This window comes from Kribbella hippodromi (genome assembly GCF_039531045.1).
GTDB classification, from domain to species: Bacteria; Actinomycetota; Actinomycetes; order Propionibacteriales; family Kribbellaceae; genus Kribbella; species Kribbella hippodromi.
The window spans coordinates 120,671-140,199 of sequence record NZ_BAAAPH010000008.1 but is presented as its reverse complement, the minus strand read 5'-3'; the positions used below and the strand labels follow the sequence as shown (position 1 = coordinate 140,199).

The window sequence follows — 19,529 nt, the reverse complement described above, 5'->3', positions numbered from 1 at the left end:
ACCCGCCTGGTGGGTTCTCCACTCGTGTACCGGTGGAGAACCCACAACAGCGGTGGATATCCACTCTTGTGTGGAGGGCCGGCCGGTGCGGGTGGTTCCGCAGGGCGGGGTGGGTCAGTGCTGGTAGGACTTGCCGTCGGTGCGGCGGGGGGTGTTGCCGCCGCGGCGGGGGCCGTTGCTGCCGCGGGAGTCGTGGCCGCGGCCCGGGCGGGTGCCGCCGAAGCGGCGGCCGCCCTTGTTGGCGCGCGGCTTCGGGGCCGGCAGCTTCACCGGGTACCCGGACGGGCGGCTGCCGCCGGTGAGCCCGGTGACGACCTCGTCGCCCGGACGCGCCCGGACCGGCTCGACCGCCACACCCGCGGACTCGGCCAGCCGGATCATTCCGCGCCGCTGGTGCGGCAGGACGAGCGTGACGACCGCGCCCTCACCGCCGGCGCGAGCCGTCCGGCCGGCGCGGTGCAGGTAGTCCTTGTGGTCCGCCGCCGGGTCCGCCTGAACCACCAGGCCGACGTCGTCGACGTGGATTCCGCGCGCCGCGACATCGGTCGCCACCAGCACCGGAACCGAACCGTCCTTGAACTGCTCGAGCGTCCGGTTCCGCGCGCCCTGGGTCAGGCCGCCGTGCAGCGCCGCGGCCATCACGCCACGATCACGCAGCTGGGTGGCGACCCGGTCCGCGCCGAGCTTGGTCCGGACGAAGATGATCGTCCGCCCGTCCCGGCTGGCCAGCTCGGCCGTCAGCGACTGCTTGTGCGCCGGCTCGATCACCAGCAGGTGGTGCTCCATCGTCGTGACGGCCGCCTGCGCGGCGTCGGTCGAGTGGATCACCGGGTCCTTCAGGTACGTCTTCACGATCGTGTCGACGTCGTTGTCCAGCGTCGCGGAGAACAGCAGCCGCTGACCCGCGGGCGGCGTCATGTCGAGCAGCGTGGTGACGGCCGGCATGAAGCCCATGTCGCACATGTGGTCGGCCTCGTCCAGGACCGCGACCTCGACCGCGCCGAGGTCGGCGGCGCCCTGCTCACACAGGTCGATCAGCCGGCCGGGGGTGGCGATCAGCAGGTCGACCCCACGCCGGAGCGCGTCGATCTGCTTCGGGTACGGGAGTCCGCCGGCGATCAGCTTGAGCGACACGTTCATCACGTGCGCGAGCGGCTCGAGGGCGTCGTGGACCTGCATCGCGAGCTCACGGGTCGGCACCAGGATCATGCCGCGCGGACGGCGCGACTCGGTCCGGCCGCCGGACAGGCGCATCAGCGTCGGCAGGCCGAACCCGAGGGTCTTGCCGGAGCCGGTCTGACCGCGACCGAGCACGTCCTTGCCGGCCAGCGCGTCCGGGATGGTCGCCGCCTGGATCGGGAACGGCGCGGTGATCCCGTCCCGGGCCAGCCGCTGCACCAGTCGCGGCGCCAGCCCGAGCGCGGCAAACTGGTTGTCGTCGGCAACGGTTCCCAGGTCGGCCGGTGCCGCCTGCTCCCGGCGGTCGTCCCGCTGTCCCCGCCGGTTGTCCTGCTCCACTCGTCGATCGTCCTTCCGGAAGTTCTTCTCACTCCGCTCGAAGCGCGGCCGGTCATCCCGGGCGTACGCCGAACGCTCGTCATTGGTCGACCGCCGGTCGTCCCGGTTGAACCGGGGACGCTCGTCACGGTTGTACTGCTGCCGGTCATCGCGGTTGTAACGCGGCCGCTCATCCCGGTTGAACTGCGGACGGTCATCCCGGCTGAACCGAGGACGCTCGTCACGGTTGCCCTGCGGACGGTCATCACGGTTGAAGCGCGGCCGCTCGTCGCGGTTGTACTGCGGACGGTCGTCGCGGTTGAAGCGCGGGCGCTCGTCACGGTTGTACTGGGGGCGATCCGACCGGTTGTACTGCTGGCGGTCGTCGCGGTTGCTCTGCGGGCGGTCGTCACGGTTGAACCGGGGACGCTCGTCGCGGTTGCTCTGCGGGCGGTCGTCGCGGTTGAAGCGCGGCCGCTCGTCACGGTTGAACTGCTGGCGATCCCCGCCGTTGTACTGCGGGCGGTCGTCGCGGTTGAACCGGGGACGCTCGTCGCGGTTGTACTGCGAGCGGTCGTCGCGGTTGTACTGGGGGCGGTCCGACCGGTTGTACTGCTGGCGGTCGTCGCGGTTGGGGCGGGTCTGGCCGCGGTCGGGGCGGGGTTGTTCGGCGCGGTAGCCCTTCACCGCGGGGCGCTCCTCGCGTGCTGCCTGGGACGTGGCGTCGGCCGCCATCCGCTCGCCGTACGACTGGTTCTGGTGTTTCTTGTGCCGGGGCTTCTTCGCCCGCCCGTCGGCGGACTCGGGGTATTGCTGGGTCACGCAAACTCTCTCTCGGATTCACGGACGATTTGCCGGTTCGCAGCAGCACGCGTGAGCGCCGGTCACGAAAAAACATGACCGGGCCATGGCGTACTCAGCAGGAGACGGGCATCGACCTGCGGGTGCTATCGCGTTGCACCCATGTCGCCGGAGTTTTCAGCCGGATGCTGAAACCGACGGGTCGGAGCGCCTGGAACATCTCTGGTGACGCGACTCGCGCACCGACACGAGAAAAGTATAACCGATCGTGACGGCCCCTCCGACCACCCAGACCACCCCGGCCACTGGTCTCCCCCGCTGAAAGTCACCCTCCGGAGCTGGCCCACTACCTGCCCTACCATCCTGCGATGGTCACGATCTGCATCGCCTTCAAGCTACCTCCGCAGTACGACCAGGAAGCTCGCGAGATCAGCAAACACGTCGCGCGCCAGAGCCCGTCCCAGTTCGTGCTCGGCGAGCGGTTCGCCCGCGCGGATGGCGAGATCCCAGTGGCCCATTCGACGGTCCTCCAGGTCGAGATCGATCCCGACGACGTACCTGCCATGTGGGACGCCGTCCAGCGGAAGGTCAGCTCGCACTCCTCGCTACGGATCGAGAATGCCGTCTACCAACACAACCCGTACGGCGCGGTCGAGGCGCACTGGGAGGCCTCGCCGGAGTGGAAAGCTCTCCAGCAGGATGTGGTGGACGCCGCGCGCCCGTTCTGCCGAATGGCCGGCAAGGACCCGTCCGGAGTCTCGAACGAAGAGATCCTGAGCTTTTGGCAGCAGGACCCGGACAAGCGGGATCGGATCGAGAAGTTCACGCAGGATCATTTCGCCGAGACGGGCCCCTGGTACAGCCCACATGCGACGTTCACGTGGCTGGACAGTGAGTTCGAGGCGCACCCCGACGGACTGCACGACTCCGACGGGGAGATCACGAAGGAAGGTTTCCCCGACCTCGAGCCGCTCCAGGCCGAGCACCCGGCCGAAGCGTTCAACGGCGCCGAACTCGGCGAGCTCTGCTGCTTCCGGCGGGGCGACCTCGGGACCTGTCTGGACGAGCTCGCAGCCCCCATCACCCTCACCTCCCGCCAAGAGGCACAGGCGGTTCGGGCAGCGACCGTTGGGCTCACCCCAGCCGGGGCAGTGGCCGACAAGCTTCGTACCGAGGCCAACAGCGCACACCGCTCTGCGATCGACGCGGACCGCGGGCGCTCAGGCGGTCGCTGACCTGTCAGACCGGTGCCGACGGCCGTCCTGCCCTCACCTCAAGCGTGGTTGAGTTTTTGGAGTGGGGATTTAGGGTGACGGTATGGGAGAGGAGAACGTCCCGAGCAAGGAGCACTGGCTCTCGATCGGCGAAATCGCGCAGCGGTCCGGGGTGGCGGCGTCGGCGTTGCGCTTCTACGAGGACCAGGGGTTGATCGGGTCGCGGCGTACGGCCGGCAACCAGCGCCAGTACCAGCGCAGCACTTTGCGGCGGATCGCGTTCGTGCAGGCGGCGCAGCGCGTCGGTCTCGCACTTGCCGAGATCAAGTCGGCGCTGGATTCGTTGCCCGAGGACCGTACGCCGACTCGTGCTGACTGGAGCAAGCTTTCCAAGTCCTGGCGTAGTCGCCTGGACGATCGGATCGCTGAACTGGAGCGCCTGCGCGACGATCTCGACACCTGTATCGGGTGCGGCTGCCTGAGTCTGCAGCGGTGCAACCTCTACAACAAGGAGGACCGGCTCTCCACCCGCGGACCTGGTGCGCGGCTGCTCAACGTCGGCATCCCCGGCGAAGCCTGAACCGGCTGGAGCCAGCCGTGGCACCCCGGCCGCTCAGGACAGTAGGCCGGTTTCCACCAGGTTGATCAGTAGTTCGGCGGCGGTGGATGGGTCGTACGTGGGGTCGCGGAGTGATTCGGCCACGATCGAGTCGATCCCACCACCCAGTACCAAAGCTGCCGATCGCAGATCCAGCTCCCCGGCAATCCCCCGGGCATCCCGGGCCGCCTCCAACAACCCAGCCACCACCCGCCAACGCTCCTCAGCATCACCCACCGCCTGAGCGGAGGTGGATGGTGAGGCCGACCGCTCTTCCCGAGAGTTCACCTGGGTGGAGGTGGCTGCTTCTATCAGGGTGCGGACGTGGTGGGGGTGGTTGTGGAGGTGGGTGATCATCGTGCGGATGTAGGCGGCGGGTGCGTCCGCTGGGCCGGCGGTTTCTACGGCGGCGCCGACCTCGGCGACCAGCGCTGACAGGACGTGCGCATGTGCGGCCTCGACCAGCGCCTGTTTGGACGCGAAGTGATACAGCACGCCCGCCTTCGTGATGCCGGCGCTTTCCGCGATCCGGCCGAGGGACGTCGCGGCGTACCCGTGGGTGGCGACCAGCTGGATCGTGACGTGGATCAACTGCGCCCGGCGGGCTTCCTCGGTGAAGGTGAGATTCCGGCCCCGCGCTGACGGCATGGCCTCAACTTACCGTATGGTCGGATCACTTACCGATCGGTTAGGAGAGGTCATGCCGAAGAAGCGCCTCGGGAACTGGAACAGTCCGGCCGGCTACCACGACTACCGCGCCAAGTACGACGCCGCGATGCAAGACGTGCCCGCCCCGGACGCGACCTACGACATCCAGACCGCCTACGGAACGGTCCGCACCTACCGGTTCAAAAGCAGCGCGACCGGCCTGGACCCACTCGTCCTGCTCCCCGGCACCTCATCCGGTACGCCAGTGTGGGCCGACAACCTGGAGTCACTGCTCACGATCACCGATGTGTACGCCCTCGATCTCCTCGGCGAACCAGGCATGAGCGTCCAAACCGAACCGATCACCAGCGACGAAGACAAAGCCGCCTGGCTGGACCAAACCCTCGCGGGCCTGCCCGAGCAGCGGTTCAACCTGCTCGGCCTGTCCATCGGCGGCTGGACCGCGATGAACCTCGCCGTTCGCCGCCCGGACCGGATCGCGACGGTCACCACCGTGGACGCGGTCAACGTGTACGACGGCATCCCGTTCGCCGCCATCGTGCGGTCGCTGCCGGCCGCGATCAAATGGCTGCCGCGTTCGTGGCGGGACAGCTTCAACTCGTACACAGCCGGCGGCAAACCGGTGGAGCGGGTCCCGATCGCGGACATGATCGAGTCCGGCATGAAGAACTACACGATCCGCCAGCCACCACCGCGCCGCATCACCGAGCAGCAACTGGCCGAGCTGCCGATGCCCGTACTCGCGATCATCGCCGGCCGTTCGGTGATGCATGATCCGGCGACGGCGCGGCGTACCGCCGAAACCGCGCTGCGTACGAAGACCGTGGCGTTCTACCCGGACGCGTCGCACGCGATCAACGGCGAGTACCCGGACCGGATCGCGGCAGACCTGCGGACCTTCCTGAACCCATAACCAGACGGTTATGTCCGGCATAGAACCGGCAGCCTGCCGCGCGGGTTATCCCCAGGTTTTCGGGTGATGGGGTGCGGAAATCGGGCCCGCTTGCGACGATCCGATGGTGGCGATCGGTAATCCGCCCGTCGCTTTCCGCCACCGATTTCGGAGTGAGGCCTCCATGTCGCATCGTCGTATCCTGTCCAGCTTCGCAGCGCTCGCCGCTGCCGCGCTGGCCGTGCCCGCGTTCGCAGCGTCCCCCTCGACTGCCGCGCCGGCCACCAGCCCGAATGTCTCCACCACCGCCACCCGCGCCGCGTACGTCGGCTCGCCCCAGGACGAAGCCGCCACCAAGGCGTTCTACGACGCGGTGATGAAGTCCGCCCGCGCCAAGTTCGCGCAGCAGGCGAAGAGCGGCCGCAAGGTCACCGCGGTCACCGTCACGTACGCCGTCGACGCACCGACCTTCCGGTCCCAGATCGCTTCCAGCACGTCGATCTGGAACTCGTCGGTGAGCAACGTGAAGCTCGCCGAGGGCAGCAACTACGACTTCTACTACACCGAGGGCAACGATTCGCGCGGTTCGTACGCGTCCACCGATGGCCACGGCAGCGGGTACATCTTCATCGACTACGCGCAGTCCCAGCAGTACGACAAGACCCGCATCGTCGCGCACGAGACCGGCCATGTCCTCGGTCTCCCCGACCACTACTCCGGCCCGTGCTCCGAGCTGATGTCCGGCGGCGGCCCCGGCCCGTCCTGCACCAACGCCTACCCGAACTCCACCGAACGCTCAAAGGTCAACCAACTCTGGGCCAACGGCAAGACCTCGCTCCCCGCAGCCGCCTTCCACACCGCCAAGTAAGCCGGCTTTGGGTACCCACCACGCAGAAATCCGCTCTGAAAATGCGTGGTGGGTACCCAAAGCGTGGGTCAGACGGCCGGGCCGGTGGAGCCGCGGACGACCAGTTCGGGGCGGAAGAGGAACTCGGTGTGGGGCGTGGCGTGGCCGCGGACCTCTTCGAGCAGGGCTTGGACGGCGGCCAGGCCCATGGCTTGTACGGGCTGCCGGATCGTGGTCATCGGCGGATCGGTGAACTCCATCATCGGCGCATCGTCGTAGCCGACCACCGAAACCTCGCCGGGTACGGCCAGACCGCGCTGGCGGGCCGCACGAATGACGCCGAGCGCCATCATGTCGGAGCCGCACACGACACCCGTGACGCCGGCGTCCAGCAACTGCCGGCCGGCTGCTTCGCCACCCTCGACGCCGAACATGCTCAACGCCACCAGCGGTTCGAGGTCGTCGTCGGTCAGCCCGAGCTGCGCCTTCATCGACGTCCGGTACCCGGCCAGCTTCCGCTGCACCACCAGGAACCGCTCCGGCCCGGACGCGAACCCGATCCGGCGGTGGCCAAGGGCAACCAAATGCGAAACGGCGAGTTCCATCGCGGCGTACTCGTCCGATGAGACGAACGGTGCCTCCACTTCCGGCAACCAGCCGTTCACGAACACCACCGGCAGCCGCCGCTCGACCAGCGCCTGGTACCGCCCGTGATCCGCGCCGGTGTCGGCGTGCAGCCCGGAGACGAAGATGATCCCGGAGACGCCGCGCTCGAGCAGCATCTCGACGTACTCCTCCTCGGTCGCACCGGACGGTGACTGCGTACACAGCACCGGGGTGAAACCGCGCTGCGACAACGCCGACTCGATCACCTGGGCGAACGCCGGGAAGATCGGGTTGATCAGCTCCGGCATCACCAGCCCGATCAGGCCCGCGGACCGGCGCCGCAACCGCGACGGCCGCTCGAAGCCGAGCACGTCGAGCGCCGTCAGCACCGACTGCTTGGTGTCGTCGGCGACACCCGGCTTCCCGTTCAGTACCCGGGACACCGTCGCCTCGCTGACCCCCGCCTTGGCCGCGATGTCCGCCAGCCGTGCCCGCCCGCCCGCGCCGCTACTCACGCCCGGCACTGTACCGAGCTGCCGCTGACATTTCAGCAAGATCCTGCAAGAACTTGCAGAACGCCCAGATGAGGCGATTTCTGCACAGAGGTGTCCAGTCCGTGAACAGAATGGACACATCACACCCCGGATGCCTTGTCAGGAGCTGCCGGCCAGGCGAGGATGGGCGCACTCCCCCGCCTGGGGGTGCCTTTACTCGGATCGTCCGGCACGTTCCTGCCGGTGAAGGGAAGTACAGTCATGGCCACTGTGTCATTCAAGGCGGCAACCCGGATCTACCCGGGCGGCGACAAGCCCGCCGTCGACAAGCTCAACCTCGAGATCGAGGACGGCGAGTTCATGGTGCTCGTCGGCCCCTCGGGTTGCGGCAAGTCCACCTCGCTCCGGATGCTCGCCGGCCTCGAAGAGGTCAACGAGGGTTCGATCTACATCGGCGACCGCGACGTCACGCACCGTCCGCCGAAAGAGCGGGACATCGCGATGGTGTTCCAGAACTACGCGCTGTACCCGCACATGTCGGTCGCCGACAACATGGGCTTCGCGCTGAAGATGCAGGGTGTCTCCAAGGAGGACCGGGCCAAGCGCGTCCTCGAGGCCGCCAAGCTGCTCGGCCTGGAGGAGTACCTGGACCGCAAGCCGAAGGCGCTGTCCGGTGGTCAGCGTCAGCGGGTCGCGATGGGCCGCGCGATCGTGCGTAACCCGCAGGTCTTCCTGATGGACGAGCCGCTGTCGAACCTCGACGCCAAGCTGCGGGTCCAGACCCGTACCCAGATCGCCGAGCTGCAGCAGCGCCTCGGGGTCACCACCGTCTACGTGACCCACGACCAGATCGAGGCCATGACGATGGGCGACCGGGTCGCGGTGCTCAAGGACGGTCTGCTGCAGCAGGTCGACACCCCGCTGAACCTGTACGACAACCCGAAGAACAAGTTCGTCGCGGGCTTCATCGGTTCGCCGGCGATGAACCTGATCGAGGCCGACATCACCGACGGTGGCGCCAAGGTCGGCGACTACACCATCCCGATCGCGCGCGACGTGCTGGCCAAGGCCGGCAGCGACAAGACCCTGACCGTCGGCGTTCGCCCGGAGGCCTTCAAGGTCGCCGACGAGGGCCTGCCGGTGAAGGTCGCCGTGGTCGAGGAGCTCGGCGCGGACGCGTACCTGTACGGCACCGCCGAGCACGGTGAGAACCAGCAGATCGTCGCCCGGATCGACGCCCGCCAGGTCGTCGAGAAGGGCTCCACGGTCCGGCTCGCGGCGCTGCCGGACAAGCTGCACCTGTTCTCGACCTCGACCGAGGAGCGGTTGACGGTCTGATCAGGCCAGTAGTTCGTTACCGGCCCCTGGTGGTTCTGCCACCGGGGGCCGGTGGCTTTTCCAAGCGGTGCGCCGGGTCCATGTTGGTCTGCTTGAGCAGGTAGTGCGGGCGCTTCTTGGCCTCGTAGTAGATCCGGCCGATGTACTCGCCGATCACCCCGAGCATCACCATCTGCAGGCCGCCGAGCCCGGTGATGGCCGCGATCAGGGTCACGTACCCGGGCATCTCGACGCCGTGCAGGATCGCCGCCACGATCACCCAGATCGCGTACCCGGCGGCGACCGCGGTAAGCAGCAGCCCGACGTAGATCGCCAGCCGCAGCGGCTTGTTGTTGAAGGACAGCAGCCCGTCCAGCCCGTACTCGAGCAGCCGGCGGAAGGTCCAGCGGCTCTTCCGGTCCGGCGGTGGCTTCACGTTCTCGTACTCGAACAGGATCGACTCGAAACCGATCCAGGCGAACAGGCCCTTCGAGAACCGGTTGTACTCGTTCAGCTCGAGCAGGCCGTCGACCGCGCGCCGGGACAGCAGCCGGAAGTCGCCGACGCCGTCCATCAGTTCCACATCGGCCCACTTGTTGATCAGCCAGTAGTACGCCCGCGCGAACAAGGTCCGGGTGGCCGGGTCGCCGGTGCGGGTACGCCGGGCGATGACCTGGTCGAAGCCGCGCTCGTACTCGGCGAGCATCCGGCCGATCAGCTCCGGCGGGTGCTGCAGGTCGGCGTCCATGATCACCACGGCGTCACCGGACGCGTACCGGAGGCCCGCGAGCATCGCCGCCTCCTTGCCGAAGTTGCGGCTGAAGGACAGGTACCGGACCGATTCGTCGCCGGCTGCCAACCCAACCAGGGCCTCGAGCGTCCCATCAACGCTGCCGTCGTCGACGTACACGATCTCGTACGGACGGCCGGTGGCGGCCAGGTCGCGGCTCACTGCCTGATGGAACCGGGTGATGACCTCGATCTCGTTGTAACACGGCACCACCAGACTCAACCGCATCGCTGTCCCCATCCGCCCTGTGTACCGACTGTGATGCGATTCTTGTCTATACCAAAATCATTCGCTAGCTTGAGCGAGCCAAGCAGCGGAACGAAGGGGCGGCCAATGGGTTCCGAGGACGGTACTGTCCGCCGGCGATCGGCGCTGTTGCCTGCCGTCGTCGCGTTCGTCGTGGTGGCGGCGGTGTTCACCGCCTCCGGCATCATCCGCGGTACCTATCCCTTCGGCTCGCTGTCCCGCAGTACCAACGATCTTGGCACGCAGTACATCCCCTTCTTCGCCCACCTCTGGGACGTCCTGCACGGACGGGCCCAAGGTGACTTTCTTTTCAACTGGCAGAGCGCGTTCGGCGTCGGCTTCCTGGCCGATGCCGGCGTCGATCTCGGCAGCCCGCTGTCACTGCTGGTCGGACTGTTCCCCCGCGATCAGGTCGACCTCGCCGTCTACGTCATCACCACTCTCAAACTCGGCCTCGCCGCCGCCGCGATGGCAGTCACACTTCTCACGATGCGTCCGGGCCCCCGGTGGGTTGCGGCCAGTTTGGGCATCTCGTACGGCGTCTGCGGCTGGGCTCTCGACGACGGATCGTACGTCCCGATGTGGCTGGACGGGCTCATCGCCCTGCCGATGTTCTTCCTGGTGGCGGAGTGGTCGCTGCGGCGTACGAACCGGCTGCTCAGCGTGCTCGTGGTCGCCGTCTTCTGGCTGTCCAACTTCTACACCGCCTACATGGCAACGTTCGCGGGTGGGATCTACCTGCTGGCCCGGCTGCTCACCAGTGACCTGAGCTGGTCGCTGCGCCTCCGGTCGGTCATCCGGCACGGCATCTCGTTCGCGCTCGGCATGGCCCTGGTCGCGCCCATCCTGCTACCGATCATCACCGCGAACCGGGCCGCAACGCCGTCGCCGTCCGGGATCTTCCACCCGTCCGCGCTGGACATCTTCCTGTCCCGGTTGCTGCCGCTGTCGGAGGGCGTCGGGAAGACCGCGAGCCTGTACGTCGGCACTGTCGCGCTGCTGCTCGCGCTGACGTTGCCGTTCAACCGGTTCGTGCCGTGGCGGAGCAGGGTGATCTGGGTGATCACCCTCGTCGGCGTGGCGATGTCGTTCCGGTGGGCGCCGACGCAGGAGTTCTGGCACGCGTTCGACACCCCGAACGGCAGCCAGTACCGCGAGGCGTTCGTGCTGTGCGGCCTGCTGGTCGCGGCCGCGTGGGTGGCGGTCGCGCATCGCCTGCCGGACCCGATCGCGTTGCTCGGCGGCGGTGCGCTGCTGGCCGTGATCGCCTTTCTGTCCGACGGCAGCCGGCTGCTGACCCGCCATTCGATGTTCGTGCTGATCGTGTCCGGAGTCGTCACTTTGGTTGCGTTCGGCACCATTTGGCTGCTGCGCCGGAAGCCTGGGTCGCTCAAGCTGCCCGTGGCGGCCGCGTTCGCGGTCGTACTTGCGGTGGTGGCGGTGGAGACGACTTGGACCGCGATGATCACCGACGAGTACCGGGCCAAGTCACTCACCCCGTCCGCGCCGGCCTGGACCGGCAAGGAGACCGAGCAGCTGAACGCGATCCGCGCGGCGGGCGACTGGCCGAAGTACCGGACCGAGCCGGGTACGACCCTCACGCCCAACGACCCGATGCTGCTCGGTGGGCAGGGCGCCGGTCTGTACAGCAGTCTGTTGCCGTCCACCACCAATCAGATGCTGACCGGCCTCGGCTTCGGCTGGTCCGGGTACGGGCGGGCGTCGCGCACCCTGGACAACCCGGTGACCGATGCGATCTTCGCGGTCGGTGCGCGGATGCGGCCCGCGGGCGACGGCACGCCGCACATCAGCCGGTCCGTGGCGCCACCTCTCGTGACGGTCCATCACCGGCTCGCGGCGCCACCGGCCGATACCGACAGCAGTGCGCCCAACCCGTACGCCGCTCAGGAGCAACTGCTCGGTTCCAAGGTGTACGAGGTGCCGGAGTACAAGGGCACGCGGCTCGCGACGGGTGATGTGAAGCTGGCCGCGGAATGCACGCCGGGGACGAGCGCGTACTTGTTCATGCCCCGCGTCGGCGGCCGGGCGCGGCAGCCGGGCGGTACGTGGCAGGAGCTGAGCTCGACGCGGCGGCCGGGTATCAACACCAGCAGCGCGATGATCGGGCTCGGCGCGGTACCGGCCTCGGGTGCGCTGGTGATCGAGGTCAACTTCGGCGAGGCCCCGCAGGGCATCCCGCCGAAGAACGCGATCGGCTGCCTGGACGTGAAGGCGCTCGCCGCCGCGGTCAAGGACCTGCGGGCGACCGGTGCGACCGACGTACAGGCCGGTGGCCACTCGATCCACGCGACGCTGCGGCCCGGCAGCAGGGGCTGGGCGGTGCTCTCGGTCCCGAAGCTCGACGGGTGGGCTTGTTCGGTGGATGGCGCGAAAGGGCAGGTCCCGCGGAACTTCGGCGGGTTGATGGCGGTGCAGCTCACCAGCACGGCAAAGAGCGTCGACTGTACGTTCGTACCCGCCGGCCTGCGCCGAGGACTGGCAATCGGCGCGGCCGCCGCCGCACTCACCCTCGGAATCGTATTGCTCGGCGCACTACGACGGCGGCGTACTACGGGTTGATTTCGACGAGATGTGCTACGCAGGTGCTTGCCTCGTCGCTGCGCTCCTCACCGCCCCCGCTCCACCTGCTCCCACCCACCCCGGCTGGCGCCGGAACAAACCGGCTGTCACCGAGTGGCAAGTTGCCGCTCGCGTGCCTGCTAAGCGGGCGCTCCATCAACCGATCGTGGTGACGAGTGGATGCGCCCAGCGCGCTACGCCCACACACATGATCGCAAGCAACCCGTGCCCATCGGTTGCAGATGCTGCTCACTTCCGGCTCTTGTGCTTGGTGTGTGGGTCGGGTTCGGGCGGGACGGGTGGTCTGCGGCCGCCGTCGGTGAGTGTGGAGAGAACCTCAACCATGACTTGGGTATCCGGCAACCCTTCAAGAGGTTGTCGAGGCTTCCGGTGGAGCGTGAACGTTCCGTGGAGGGTGTGGACACCTGCTCAGCTGTTCAAGGCCCCGCCGACTGTTCGCGCTCCGGCAGTTGCCCGCACTCCGGCAGTCTGAGGCACCGACCCTGCACCGCGGCCGCACCCGGCCGGCCCACATCGGACAATCGGCAGCTCGACAGGTAGTGCACCCCCGAGACGCCGTACACCCCGGCCCCTTCACGCTCAAGTGCACTACCCACCCAACGCACACGTCCTGTCCACCCGCCCCACAAACCCAGCCACCCACTCCGCCCCCATAGCAGACACTGCATCGTCAAAGGAGCCTTTTCAGCGCCGGGCAGGAGCCTTTCTGGCGCTATTCCAGCAAAAGGCTCCCCCAACACCCCGACGAGCGAGTGACCCACATCAGGCACAAGAGCCTCATTTCCTCTCACCGCTGAACGACACCGCCGTACTCACGCTGGGGTTCTTACTGGTCGGCGCGGTACGACGGCGGCGGGCTGCTAGTTGAGGTCGCGATAGTGCTTCAGGAGTTGATGTCGCGGTGGTGGAAGACCCAGGCGCCGAGTAGCACTGCTAGTACGGTCAGGATCGCCAGGTACCAGGCGCCGTGCTCGAACGTGAGCGTTTTCTGGATCGCGTCGCAGATGTAGCCGCCGTCGGAGGCTGTCTTGCACTCGGTCACGTAGTAGTGCGCGTCATGGCGAACGAAGGCGTCGAAGTTGAGCCGCACCAGCCAGGGCTGTGCCTTCTCCAGGAACGATCCGAACACGCCCTCGGCCAGGACGAGGTACCCCATCACCACCCCGATCGCGGCCGCGGTGTGCCGGAGCAGCAGCCCGGTGACACTGCCGATCGCCGCAGCCAGCGCGGTTGTCAGTACTGCCCGGCCGGCCGTCGCACTGAGATCGCCCCACGCCTTGGCGGTCGCCGACGACGTGTCACCGAGCTGGTCGATGATCAGGAACGTACCGAGCAGGATGATGCCCAGGACAACAGTCGCGATCGGTACGAACCCCGTCGCCGCCGCGGCCAGCTTGCTGCCGTACACCCGGAGCCGGCGTGGCTCGAACGTCATCCAGTTGCCGATGGCACCGGAACCGAACTCGGCACCGATGAAGCTGGCCCCGATCAGGAACGCCGCGAAGGCGAGGAAGTACGCCGAACCCTGCAGCAGCCCCGGCATCACCTCGGTGAACACCGTCGCCGGTTTGCCGAAGTCACCGGGCTTGGGCTCCGGGTTGGCGCACATCTCCTCGAGCTTGGGTTTCGGGTCCGGCTGGGTTTTCCAATCCGCCGCGCACTGCTTCAGGTTGTCGGCGGCGTGCTCGACCCAGTCCTTGTGCGCCATCTGGTACTGCTGCTGGGCTTCCTGTTGCGCGCTCGCGGACAGCGGGCGGGCGTTGAGCCACGTACCGACGAGCAGCATGACGGTGATCACGAACAGGCCGGCGATGCCGATCACGGTCAGCCGGCGCGCGGTGAGGCGGCGGAGCTCGACCTTGGTGAGGCGGATCAATTCAATCCCTCCCCGGCGGTCAGCTCGAGGAAGACCGACTCCAGGTCAGCGCGGACCGGGATCAGCTCGGACACGTACAGCTCCTGATGGGCGAGCCTCCGGGTCACATCGGCCGGATCGTTGGCGCCGTCAACGAACAGGTAGTGGCCGTCTTTGCGTACGTTCAGGCCGGCCGCGGTCAGGATTCTGGTCGCTGCTTCGTGGTTGTCCACGGCAACCTTACCGTTGCCGCCGTGCCGGTGCCGATCACCTCGGCCACCGTTCCACTGGCGAGGAGGCGGCCGTGACCGATGATCGACACGGTGTCGGCCACCTGCTCGACCTCGGCCAGGATGTGGCTGCTGACCAGTACCGTCCGGCCTTGGTCGCCGAGACCGCGCATGGTTTCGCGGATCTCCCGGATACCCGCCGGGTCGAGGCCGTTGGTCGGCTCGTCGAAGATCAGCAGGTCCGGTTCCTTGAGCAAGGTCGCGGCGATCGCCAGGCGCTGCTTCATGCCCAGCGAGTACGCCCGGAACTTGTCGTCACCCCGGTCGCCCAGGGACGTTTGCTCGAGTACCTCGTCGACTTTCGTACGCGGCACGTCGATCGCCTCGGCCAGAAGCTGAAGGTTCTTCCGGCCGGTGAACGCCGGGAAGAACTTCGGCGACTCCACAATCGCGCCCACCCTGCCAACCACCTCCGGAAGCCGCGCCGGAACCGGTTTGCCGAACACCGTCATCGTGCCGGCGTCGGCGCGGACGAGTCCGAGCAGCATCCGGATCGAGGTTGTCTTTCCTGAACCGTTAGGGCCGAGGAATCCGTGCACACCGCCGGTCGGGACATCCAGGTCGAGGCCCTGCACCGCAACCACCTTGCGGCCGCGGCGGGTCCGGTAGGTCTTACGCAGCCCACGCGTACTGATGGCCGCTTCTGTCATCACCACCCCTTTCATCAGACAGCAGACGCACAGCGTGCCAGGTTTGTTCACCTGCAGTGAAACCCCACGCACGCTACGCGGCCGTCGCCGGAAGCGTGGGGTGGAGCACAGTCGGTGAAATACCCCCACCAGGTATGGGTGGGGGCTTGCGTGGGATACCCATAGGGGGTAACTTATTGGACGTGGAGATACCCCCTAGGGGTAGTTAGAGGGAAAGAGGAGCGCCAGATGACCACCGATGAAGCGGCCGAGGTGCACGGTTACACCGCTGAGAAGACCAGTCACTTGAAGCGGTTGCGGCGGATCGAGGGGCAGATTCGTGGGCTGCAGCGGATGGTCGAGGAGGACAAGTACTGCATCGACGTCCTGACTCAGGTGTCCGCGGCTACCAAGGCGTTGCAGTCGTTCTCGCTGGAGCTGCTGGAGGAGCACCTCGCGCACTGCGTGGTCGAGGCCGCACAGCGTGGTGGTCCGGAGGCGCAGGAGAAGGTCCGCGAAGCCTCGGACGCCATCGCCCGCCTCGTCCGCAGCTGATCCCCACCACCAGAAACACAGCACCACCCCGCAGTACTCGCACCCGCTGCACCCCGAAACACCGAACCACCTGCAGCACCCGTAGTAGCGCAGCACTCACAACACCACAGCACTCGCAACATCGCAGTACCCGTAGCACCGCAGTACTCGTAGCACCGCAGTACATCTACAACTCAGTCCCGTAGCGCCGCTTCGTGCGGTTGTTTGTTTCGAGCTAGGAGCATTGATATGGCTACCACTACCTACTCCGTTGTCGGTATGACCTGTGGTCACTGCACTGCCGCTGTCACCGAGGAGCTGACCAAGCTCAGTGGTGTGCAGGACGTGAAGATCGACCTCGTCGCCGGTGGCACCTCCGCCGTTCACGTGACGAGTGAATCCCCGCTCGACGAGGGCGCCGTTCGGGCTGCCGTCGACGAGGCGGGTTACGAACTGGCGGCGTCGTGAGCCGGGCCGTCGCGCTCCGGATCGGCGCGTTCGCCGGTGCGCTCGTGCTCGCCTTCGGGGCGGCGTACGGCATCGGTTCCGCGGTCGATCCGATCGCGGCGGCCGACGAGACCTCCGCGGCCGCAGGGCACGGAGAGGAGATGGGTGGAATGGAGCAGAACTCACACGGAGGACACGCATCGGGCGGCGGGCAGCTGCCTGGACTGGCGGTGTCCGACGCCGGCTACACGTTCGCACCGGCGGCGACGTTCTTCACCAACGGTACGAAGAACGAGTTGCGCTTCACGATCCAGGGACCGGACGGCAAGCCGGTCACGAAGTACACGAAGACGCATGAGAAGGACCTGCACCTGATCGTGGTGCGGCGGGACCTGTCCGGGTTCCGGCACGTGCACCCGGAGATGGCGGCGGACGGTACGTGGAAGATCCCGTTCACGTTCACCGCGGGCGGCACCTGGCGGATGTACGCCGATTTCCAGCCGGCCGGGTTCGAGAGCACGATCACCTTGGGTACGGACGTGAACGTGTCCGGACTGTACATCCCGGTGCCACTGAACGACCCCGCCCCGGTGAGCAAGGTGCACGGGTACGACGTGACGCTCGCCGGTACGCCGATCGCCGGCAAGGAATCCGAACTGACCTTCACGGTCTCCAAGAACGGCAAGCCGGTCACGGACCTGCAGCCGTACCTGGGCGCTTTCGGGCACCTGGTTTCGTTGCGCAGCGGCGATCTCGCGTACCTGCACAACCACCCGTCCGAGCATGCGGAGCCGGGGATGAAGGGCGGGCCGTCGATCAAGTTCGGGACCACCTTCCCGACCGCCGGTACGTACAGCCTGTTCCTGGACTTCCAGCACGCGGGCGCCGTACACACCGCCGAGTTCACCGTGAAGGTCGACTCGACGGGTACGGCGATCGTTCCACCGAGCACACCACCAAGTCACGCGGAGGAGGCACACGAGCATGAGCCAGTCGGTTGAGCTCATCATCGGGGGGATGACGTGCGCCTCCTGCGCGGCCCGGGTGGAGAAGAAGCTGAACCGGATGGACGGGGTGACGGCGACCGTCAACTACTCCACCGAGAAGGCGAAGGTGACGTTCCCGGAGGGCGTTTCGACCGATGAACTGGTCGCGACGGTGGAGCAGACCGGGTACACGGCGGCGCTGCCCTCGCAGGCCGTCGAGCCGTCCGCGGACGAGCCGGACGAGCTGAAACCCCTGCGGGAGCGGCTGTTCGCGAGTATCGCACTCGCGGCTCCAGTGATCGCGCTGGGGATGATCCCGGCGCTGCAGTTCGAGTCGTGGCAGTGGGCGTCACTGACGCTGGCGTTCCCGGTGGTGACGTGGGCGGCATGGCCGTTCCACAAGGCCGCCTGGACGAACCTGCGGCACGGCGCCGCCACGATGGACACGCTGATTTCGCTGGGCGTGGTCAGCGCATTCCTGTGGTCCTTGTACGCGCTGTTCTTCGGCTCGGCCGGTGCGCCGGGGATGAAGATGCCGTTCACGCTGATCCCGTCCCGGGGCGGCGGCGCCGAGGAGATCTACCTCGAGGTCGCGGCCGGCGTGACCACGTTCATCCTGGCCGGGCGGTACTTCGAGGCCCGCGCCAAGCGTCGGTCGGGGGCCGCGCTGCGGGCCCTGCTGGAGCTGGGCGCGAAGGAAGTCGCGATCCTGCGGGACGGGACCGAGACCCGGATCCCGGCCGACCAGCTGGTGGTGGGTGACCAGTTCGTGGTCCGGCCGGGTGAGAAGATCGCCACCGACGGAATCGTTGTCACCGGCAACAGTGCGGTCGACGCGTCGATGCTGACCGGTGAATCCGTACCGGTCGAGGTCGGCCCGGACGACGCGGTCGTTGGTGCGACCGTCAATGCGGGCGGCCGGCTGGTGGTCCGGGCGACCCGGGTCGGCGCGGACACCCAGCTTGCGCAGATGGCGCGGCTGGTGGAGGACGCGCAGAACGGGAAGGCCGCCGTCCAGCGGCTGGCCGACCGGGTGTCGGGCATCTTCGTGCCGATCGTGATCGGGCTTTCGCTGATCACACTCGGCTTCTGGCTGGGCAACGGTTCGCCGCTGACGGTCGCGTTCACGGCCGCGGTCGCCGTACTGATCATCGCCTGCCCGTGTGCGTTGGGGCTGGCGACGCCGACCGCGCTGATGGTCGGTACCGGGCGGGGTGCTCAACTGGGCATCCTGATCAAAGGGCCTGAGGTACTGGAGTCCACGCGGCGGGTCGACACCGTCGTACTGGACAAGACCGGCACTGTGACCACAGGCCGGATGGACCTGGTCGACGTACTACTGGCACCGGGCCAGGACCGGGCCGAGGTACTGCGGTTGGCGGGCGCTCTTGAGAATTCGAGCGAGCACCCGATCGCGCAGGCCGTCGCCCGGGCCGCGCTGGAAGCCGGGAAGCTGCCGGAAGTCGAGGACTTCGGGAACGTCGAAGGCCTTGGTGTACAGGGAATCGTCGACGGGCACGCCGTACTTGTCGGACGGACCCGGTTGCTGGAGGAGTGGAGCCAGTACTTGCCTGAGGAGCTCGCGCATGCCAAGGAGCACGCCGAGGCCGAAGGCAGTACCGCGGTCGCGGTCGGCTGGGACGGTCAGGCGCGAGCGGTGCTTGTCGTCGCGGACACGGTCAAGCCGACGTCCGTGGAGGCGATCGCTCAGCTGAAGTCGCTGGGGCTGCGGCCGGTGCTGCTGACCGGGGACAACGAAGCAGTGGCGACGAAGGTGGCTGCCGAGGTCGGGATCGAGGAGGTGATTGCGGAGGTCCTGCCGGCCGGCAAGGTCGACGCGGTGAAGAAACTCCAGGACGAGGGCCGCGTGGTCGCGATGGTCGGCGACGGCGTCAACGACGCGGCCGCTCTCGCCCAGGCCGACCTGGGCCTGAGCATGGGCACCGGCACCGACGTGGCGATCGAAGCCAGCGACCTCACCCTCGTCCGCGGCGACCTCCGCGCCGCCGCCGACGCCATCCGCCTCTCCCGCAGCACCCTCCGCACCATCAAGGGCAACCTGTTCTGGGCCTTCGCCTACAACGTAGCCGCCCTCCCCCTGGCCGCCGCCGGCCTCCTCAACCCCATGCTCGCCGGCGCCGCCATGGCCTTCAGCTCAGTCTTCGTAGTAACCAACAGCCTCCGCCTCCGCCGCTTCAAACCCCTGAGCTGAAGCC

At 67.6% G+C, this 19,529-nt stretch carries 17 protein-coding genes; 10 read left to right on the top strand and 7 right to left on the bottom strand.

Features of this window, described 5'->3' with window-relative positions:
* Nucleotides 1–114: 114 nt before the first annotated feature.
* Complete coding sequence (locus ABD260_RS14600; RefSeq protein WP_344234027.1) at nucleotides 115–2,319, bottom strand: DEAD/DEAH box helicase; 2,205 nt, start codon at nucleotides 2,317–2,319, stop codon at nucleotides 115–117.
* Nucleotides 2,320–2,666: 347 nt separating this feature from the next.
* Between ABD260_RS14600 and ABD260_RS14595 the strand changes: the two genes are divergently transcribed.
* Together ABD260_RS14595 and soxR are read left to right on the top strand one after the other, a co-directional pair.
* Nucleotides 2,667–3,533 carry a hypothetical protein gene (locus tag ABD260_RS14595; RefSeq protein WP_344234026.1) on the top strand — a complete coding sequence of 289 codons (867 nt, stop codon included), beginning with the start codon at nucleotides 2,667–2,669 and terminating at the stop codon, nucleotides 3,531–3,533.
* An 82-nt stretch (nucleotides 3,534–3,615) separates the two neighbouring features.
* The gene (soxR, locus tag ABD260_RS14590; RefSeq protein ID WP_344234025.1) at nucleotides 3,616–4,092 is read left to right on the top strand and encodes a redox-sensitive transcriptional activator SoxR; all 477 of its coding nucleotides are present in this window, start codon (nucleotides 3,616–3,618) and stop codon (nucleotides 4,090–4,092) included.
* A 33-nt stretch (nucleotides 4,093–4,125) separates the two neighbouring features.
* Here soxR and ABD260_RS14585 read toward each other — a convergent pair whose 3' ends face one another.
* A complete protein-coding gene (locus ABD260_RS14585; RefSeq protein ID WP_344234024.1) occupies nucleotides 4,126–4,758 on the bottom strand; it encodes a TetR/AcrR family transcriptional regulator in 633 nt (210 codons plus the stop codon).
* A gap of 52 nt (nucleotides 4,759–4,810) precedes the next feature.
* On the opposite strand from ABD260_RS14585, the gene ABD260_RS14580 reads away from it, so the two are divergent.
* Nucleotides 4,811–5,692 carry an alpha/beta fold hydrolase gene (locus ABD260_RS14580; RefSeq protein WP_344234023.1) on the top strand — a complete coding sequence of 294 codons (882 nt, stop codon included), beginning with the start codon at nucleotides 4,811–4,813 and terminating at the stop codon, nucleotides 5,690–5,692.
* Between the two features lie 163 nt (nucleotides 5,693–5,855).
* Nucleotides 5,856–6,539, top strand: a complete 684-nt coding sequence (gene snpA / locus ABD260_RS14575; protein ID WP_344234022.1) for a snapalysin — start codon at nucleotides 5,856–5,858, stop codon at nucleotides 6,537–6,539.
* Between the two features lie 68 nt (nucleotides 6,540–6,607).
* On the opposite strand, the gene ABD260_RS14570 is transcribed toward snpA, so the two are convergent.
* Nucleotides 6,608–7,639, bottom strand: coding sequence for a LacI family DNA-binding transcriptional regulator (locus ABD260_RS14570; RefSeq protein WP_344234021.1), 1,032 nt, complete (start codon nucleotides 7,637–7,639; stop codon nucleotides 6,608–6,610).
* Between the two features lie 240 nt (nucleotides 7,640–7,879).
* On the opposite strand from ABD260_RS14570, the gene ABD260_RS14565 reads away from it, so the two are divergent.
* Entirely contained in the window at nucleotides 7,880–8,956 is a 1,077-nt protein-coding gene (locus tag ABD260_RS14565) for an ABC transporter ATP-binding protein (RefSeq protein WP_344234020.1), read from the top strand.
* A gap of 16 nt (nucleotides 8,957–8,972) precedes the next feature.
* Here ABD260_RS14565 and ABD260_RS14560 read toward each other — a convergent pair whose 3' ends face one another.
* Nucleotides 8,973–9,965, bottom strand: coding sequence for a glycosyltransferase family 2 protein (locus tag ABD260_RS14560; protein WP_344234019.1), 993 nt, complete (start codon nucleotides 9,963–9,965; stop codon nucleotides 8,973–8,975).
* Nucleotides 9,966–10,058: 93 nt separating this feature from the next.
* Here ABD260_RS14560 and ABD260_RS14555 point away from each other — a divergent pair, with 93 nt between their 5' ends.
* Nucleotides 10,059–12,551 carry a YfhO family protein gene (locus tag ABD260_RS14555; protein WP_344234018.1) on the top strand — a complete coding sequence of 831 codons (2,493 nt, stop codon included), beginning with the start codon at nucleotides 10,059–10,061 and terminating at the stop codon, nucleotides 12,549–12,551.
* Between the two features lie 904 nt (nucleotides 12,552–13,455).
* Here the strand turns inward: ABD260_RS14555 and ABD260_RS14550 are convergent.
* From ABD260_RS14550 to ABD260_RS14540, 3 genes are read right to left on the bottom strand one after another with little or no spacing between them, the layout of a single operon-like run.
* On the bottom strand, nucleotides 13,456–14,448 hold the full coding sequence (locus ABD260_RS14550) for an ABC transporter permease (RefSeq protein ID WP_344234017.1): 993 nt from the start codon (nucleotides 14,446–14,448) through the stop codon (nucleotides 13,456–13,458).
* The gene (locus ABD260_RS14545) at nucleotides 14,445–14,660 is read right to left on the bottom strand and encodes a hypothetical protein (protein WP_344234016.1); all 216 of its coding nucleotides are present in this window, start codon (nucleotides 14,658–14,660) and stop codon (nucleotides 14,445–14,447) included. The genes ABD260_RS14550 and ABD260_RS14545 overlap by 4 nt, the downstream gene beginning before the upstream one ends.
* Entirely contained in the window at nucleotides 14,627–15,367 is a 741-nt protein-coding gene (locus ABD260_RS14540; protein WP_344234015.1) for an ABC transporter ATP-binding protein, read from the bottom strand. The genes ABD260_RS14545 and ABD260_RS14540 overlap by 34 nt, the downstream gene beginning before the upstream one ends.
* Nucleotides 15,368–15,595: 228 nt before the next feature.
* On the opposite strand from ABD260_RS14540, the gene ABD260_RS14535 reads away from it, so the two are divergent.
* From ABD260_RS14535 to ABD260_RS14520, 4 genes are all read left to right on the top strand, one after another.
* Complete coding sequence (locus ABD260_RS14535; RefSeq protein WP_425553340.1) at nucleotides 15,596–15,901, top strand: metal-sensitive transcriptional regulator; 306 nt, start codon at nucleotides 15,596–15,598, stop codon at nucleotides 15,899–15,901.
* 228 nt (nucleotides 15,902–16,129) lie between these two features.
* Entirely contained in the window at nucleotides 16,130–16,348 is a 219-nt protein-coding gene (locus ABD260_RS14530) for a heavy-metal-associated domain-containing protein (protein ID WP_344234014.1), read from the top strand.
* Nucleotides 16,345–17,328, top strand: a complete 984-nt coding sequence (locus ABD260_RS14525; RefSeq protein WP_344234013.1) for a hypothetical protein — start codon at nucleotides 16,345–16,347, stop codon at nucleotides 17,326–17,328. Before ABD260_RS14530 ends, ABD260_RS14525 begins: the two co-directional genes overlap by 4 nt.
* Nucleotides 17,312–19,525, top strand: coding sequence for a heavy metal translocating P-type ATPase (locus tag ABD260_RS14520; protein WP_344234012.1), 2,214 nt, complete (start codon nucleotides 17,312–17,314; stop codon nucleotides 19,523–19,525). The genes ABD260_RS14525 and ABD260_RS14520 overlap by 17 nt, the downstream gene beginning before the upstream one ends.
* Nucleotides 19,526–19,529: the final 4 nt, after the last annotated feature.

Excerpts from the sequence above, each read along its gene's own strand:
- ABD260_RS14530 (WP_344234014.1), top strand. The coding sequence starts at position 16,130 with ATGGCTACCACTACCTACTCCGTTGTCGGTATGACCTGTGGTCACTGC.
- ABD260_RS14540 (WP_344234015.1), bottom strand. The coding sequence starts at position 15,367 with ATGACAGAAGCGGCCATCAGTACGCGTGGGCTGCGTAAGACCTACCGG.
- ABD260_RS14580 (WP_344234023.1), top strand. The coding sequence starts at position 4,811 with ATGCCGAAGAAGCGCCTCGGGAACTGGAACAGTCCGGCCGGCTACCAC.
- ABD260_RS14520 (WP_344234012.1), top strand. The coding sequence starts at position 17,312 with ATGAGCCAGTCGGTTGAGCTCATCATCGGGGGGATGACGTGCGCCTCC.
- snpA (WP_344234022.1), top strand. The coding sequence starts at position 5,856 with ATGTCGCATCGTCGTATCCTGTCCAGCTTCGCAGCGCTCGCCGCTGCC.
- ABD260_RS14560 (WP_344234019.1), bottom strand. The coding sequence starts at position 9,965 with ATGGGGACAGCGATGCGGTTGAGTCTGGTGGTGCCGTGTTACAACGAG.
- ABD260_RS14595 (WP_344234026.1), top strand. The coding sequence starts at position 2,667 with ATGGTCACGATCTGCATCGCCTTCAAGCTACCTCCGCAGTACGACCAG.
- ABD260_RS14535 (WP_425553340.1), top strand. The coding sequence starts at position 15,596 with ATGACCACCGATGAAGCGGCCGAGGTGCACGGTTACACCGCTGAGAAG.
- ABD260_RS14585 (WP_344234024.1), bottom strand. The coding sequence starts at position 4,758 with ATGCCGTCAGCGCGGGGCCGGAATCTCACCTTCACCGAGGAAGCCCGC.
- soxR (WP_344234025.1), top strand. The coding sequence starts at position 3,616 with ATGGGAGAGGAGAACGTCCCGAGCAAGGAGCACTGGCTCTCGATCGGC.
- ABD260_RS14555 (WP_344234018.1), top strand. The coding sequence starts at position 10,059 with ATGGGTTCCGAGGACGGTACTGTCCGCCGGCGATCGGCGCTGTTGCCT.
- ABD260_RS14565 (WP_344234020.1), top strand. The coding sequence starts at position 7,880 with ATGGCCACTGTGTCATTCAAGGCGGCAACCCGGATCTACCCGGGCGGC.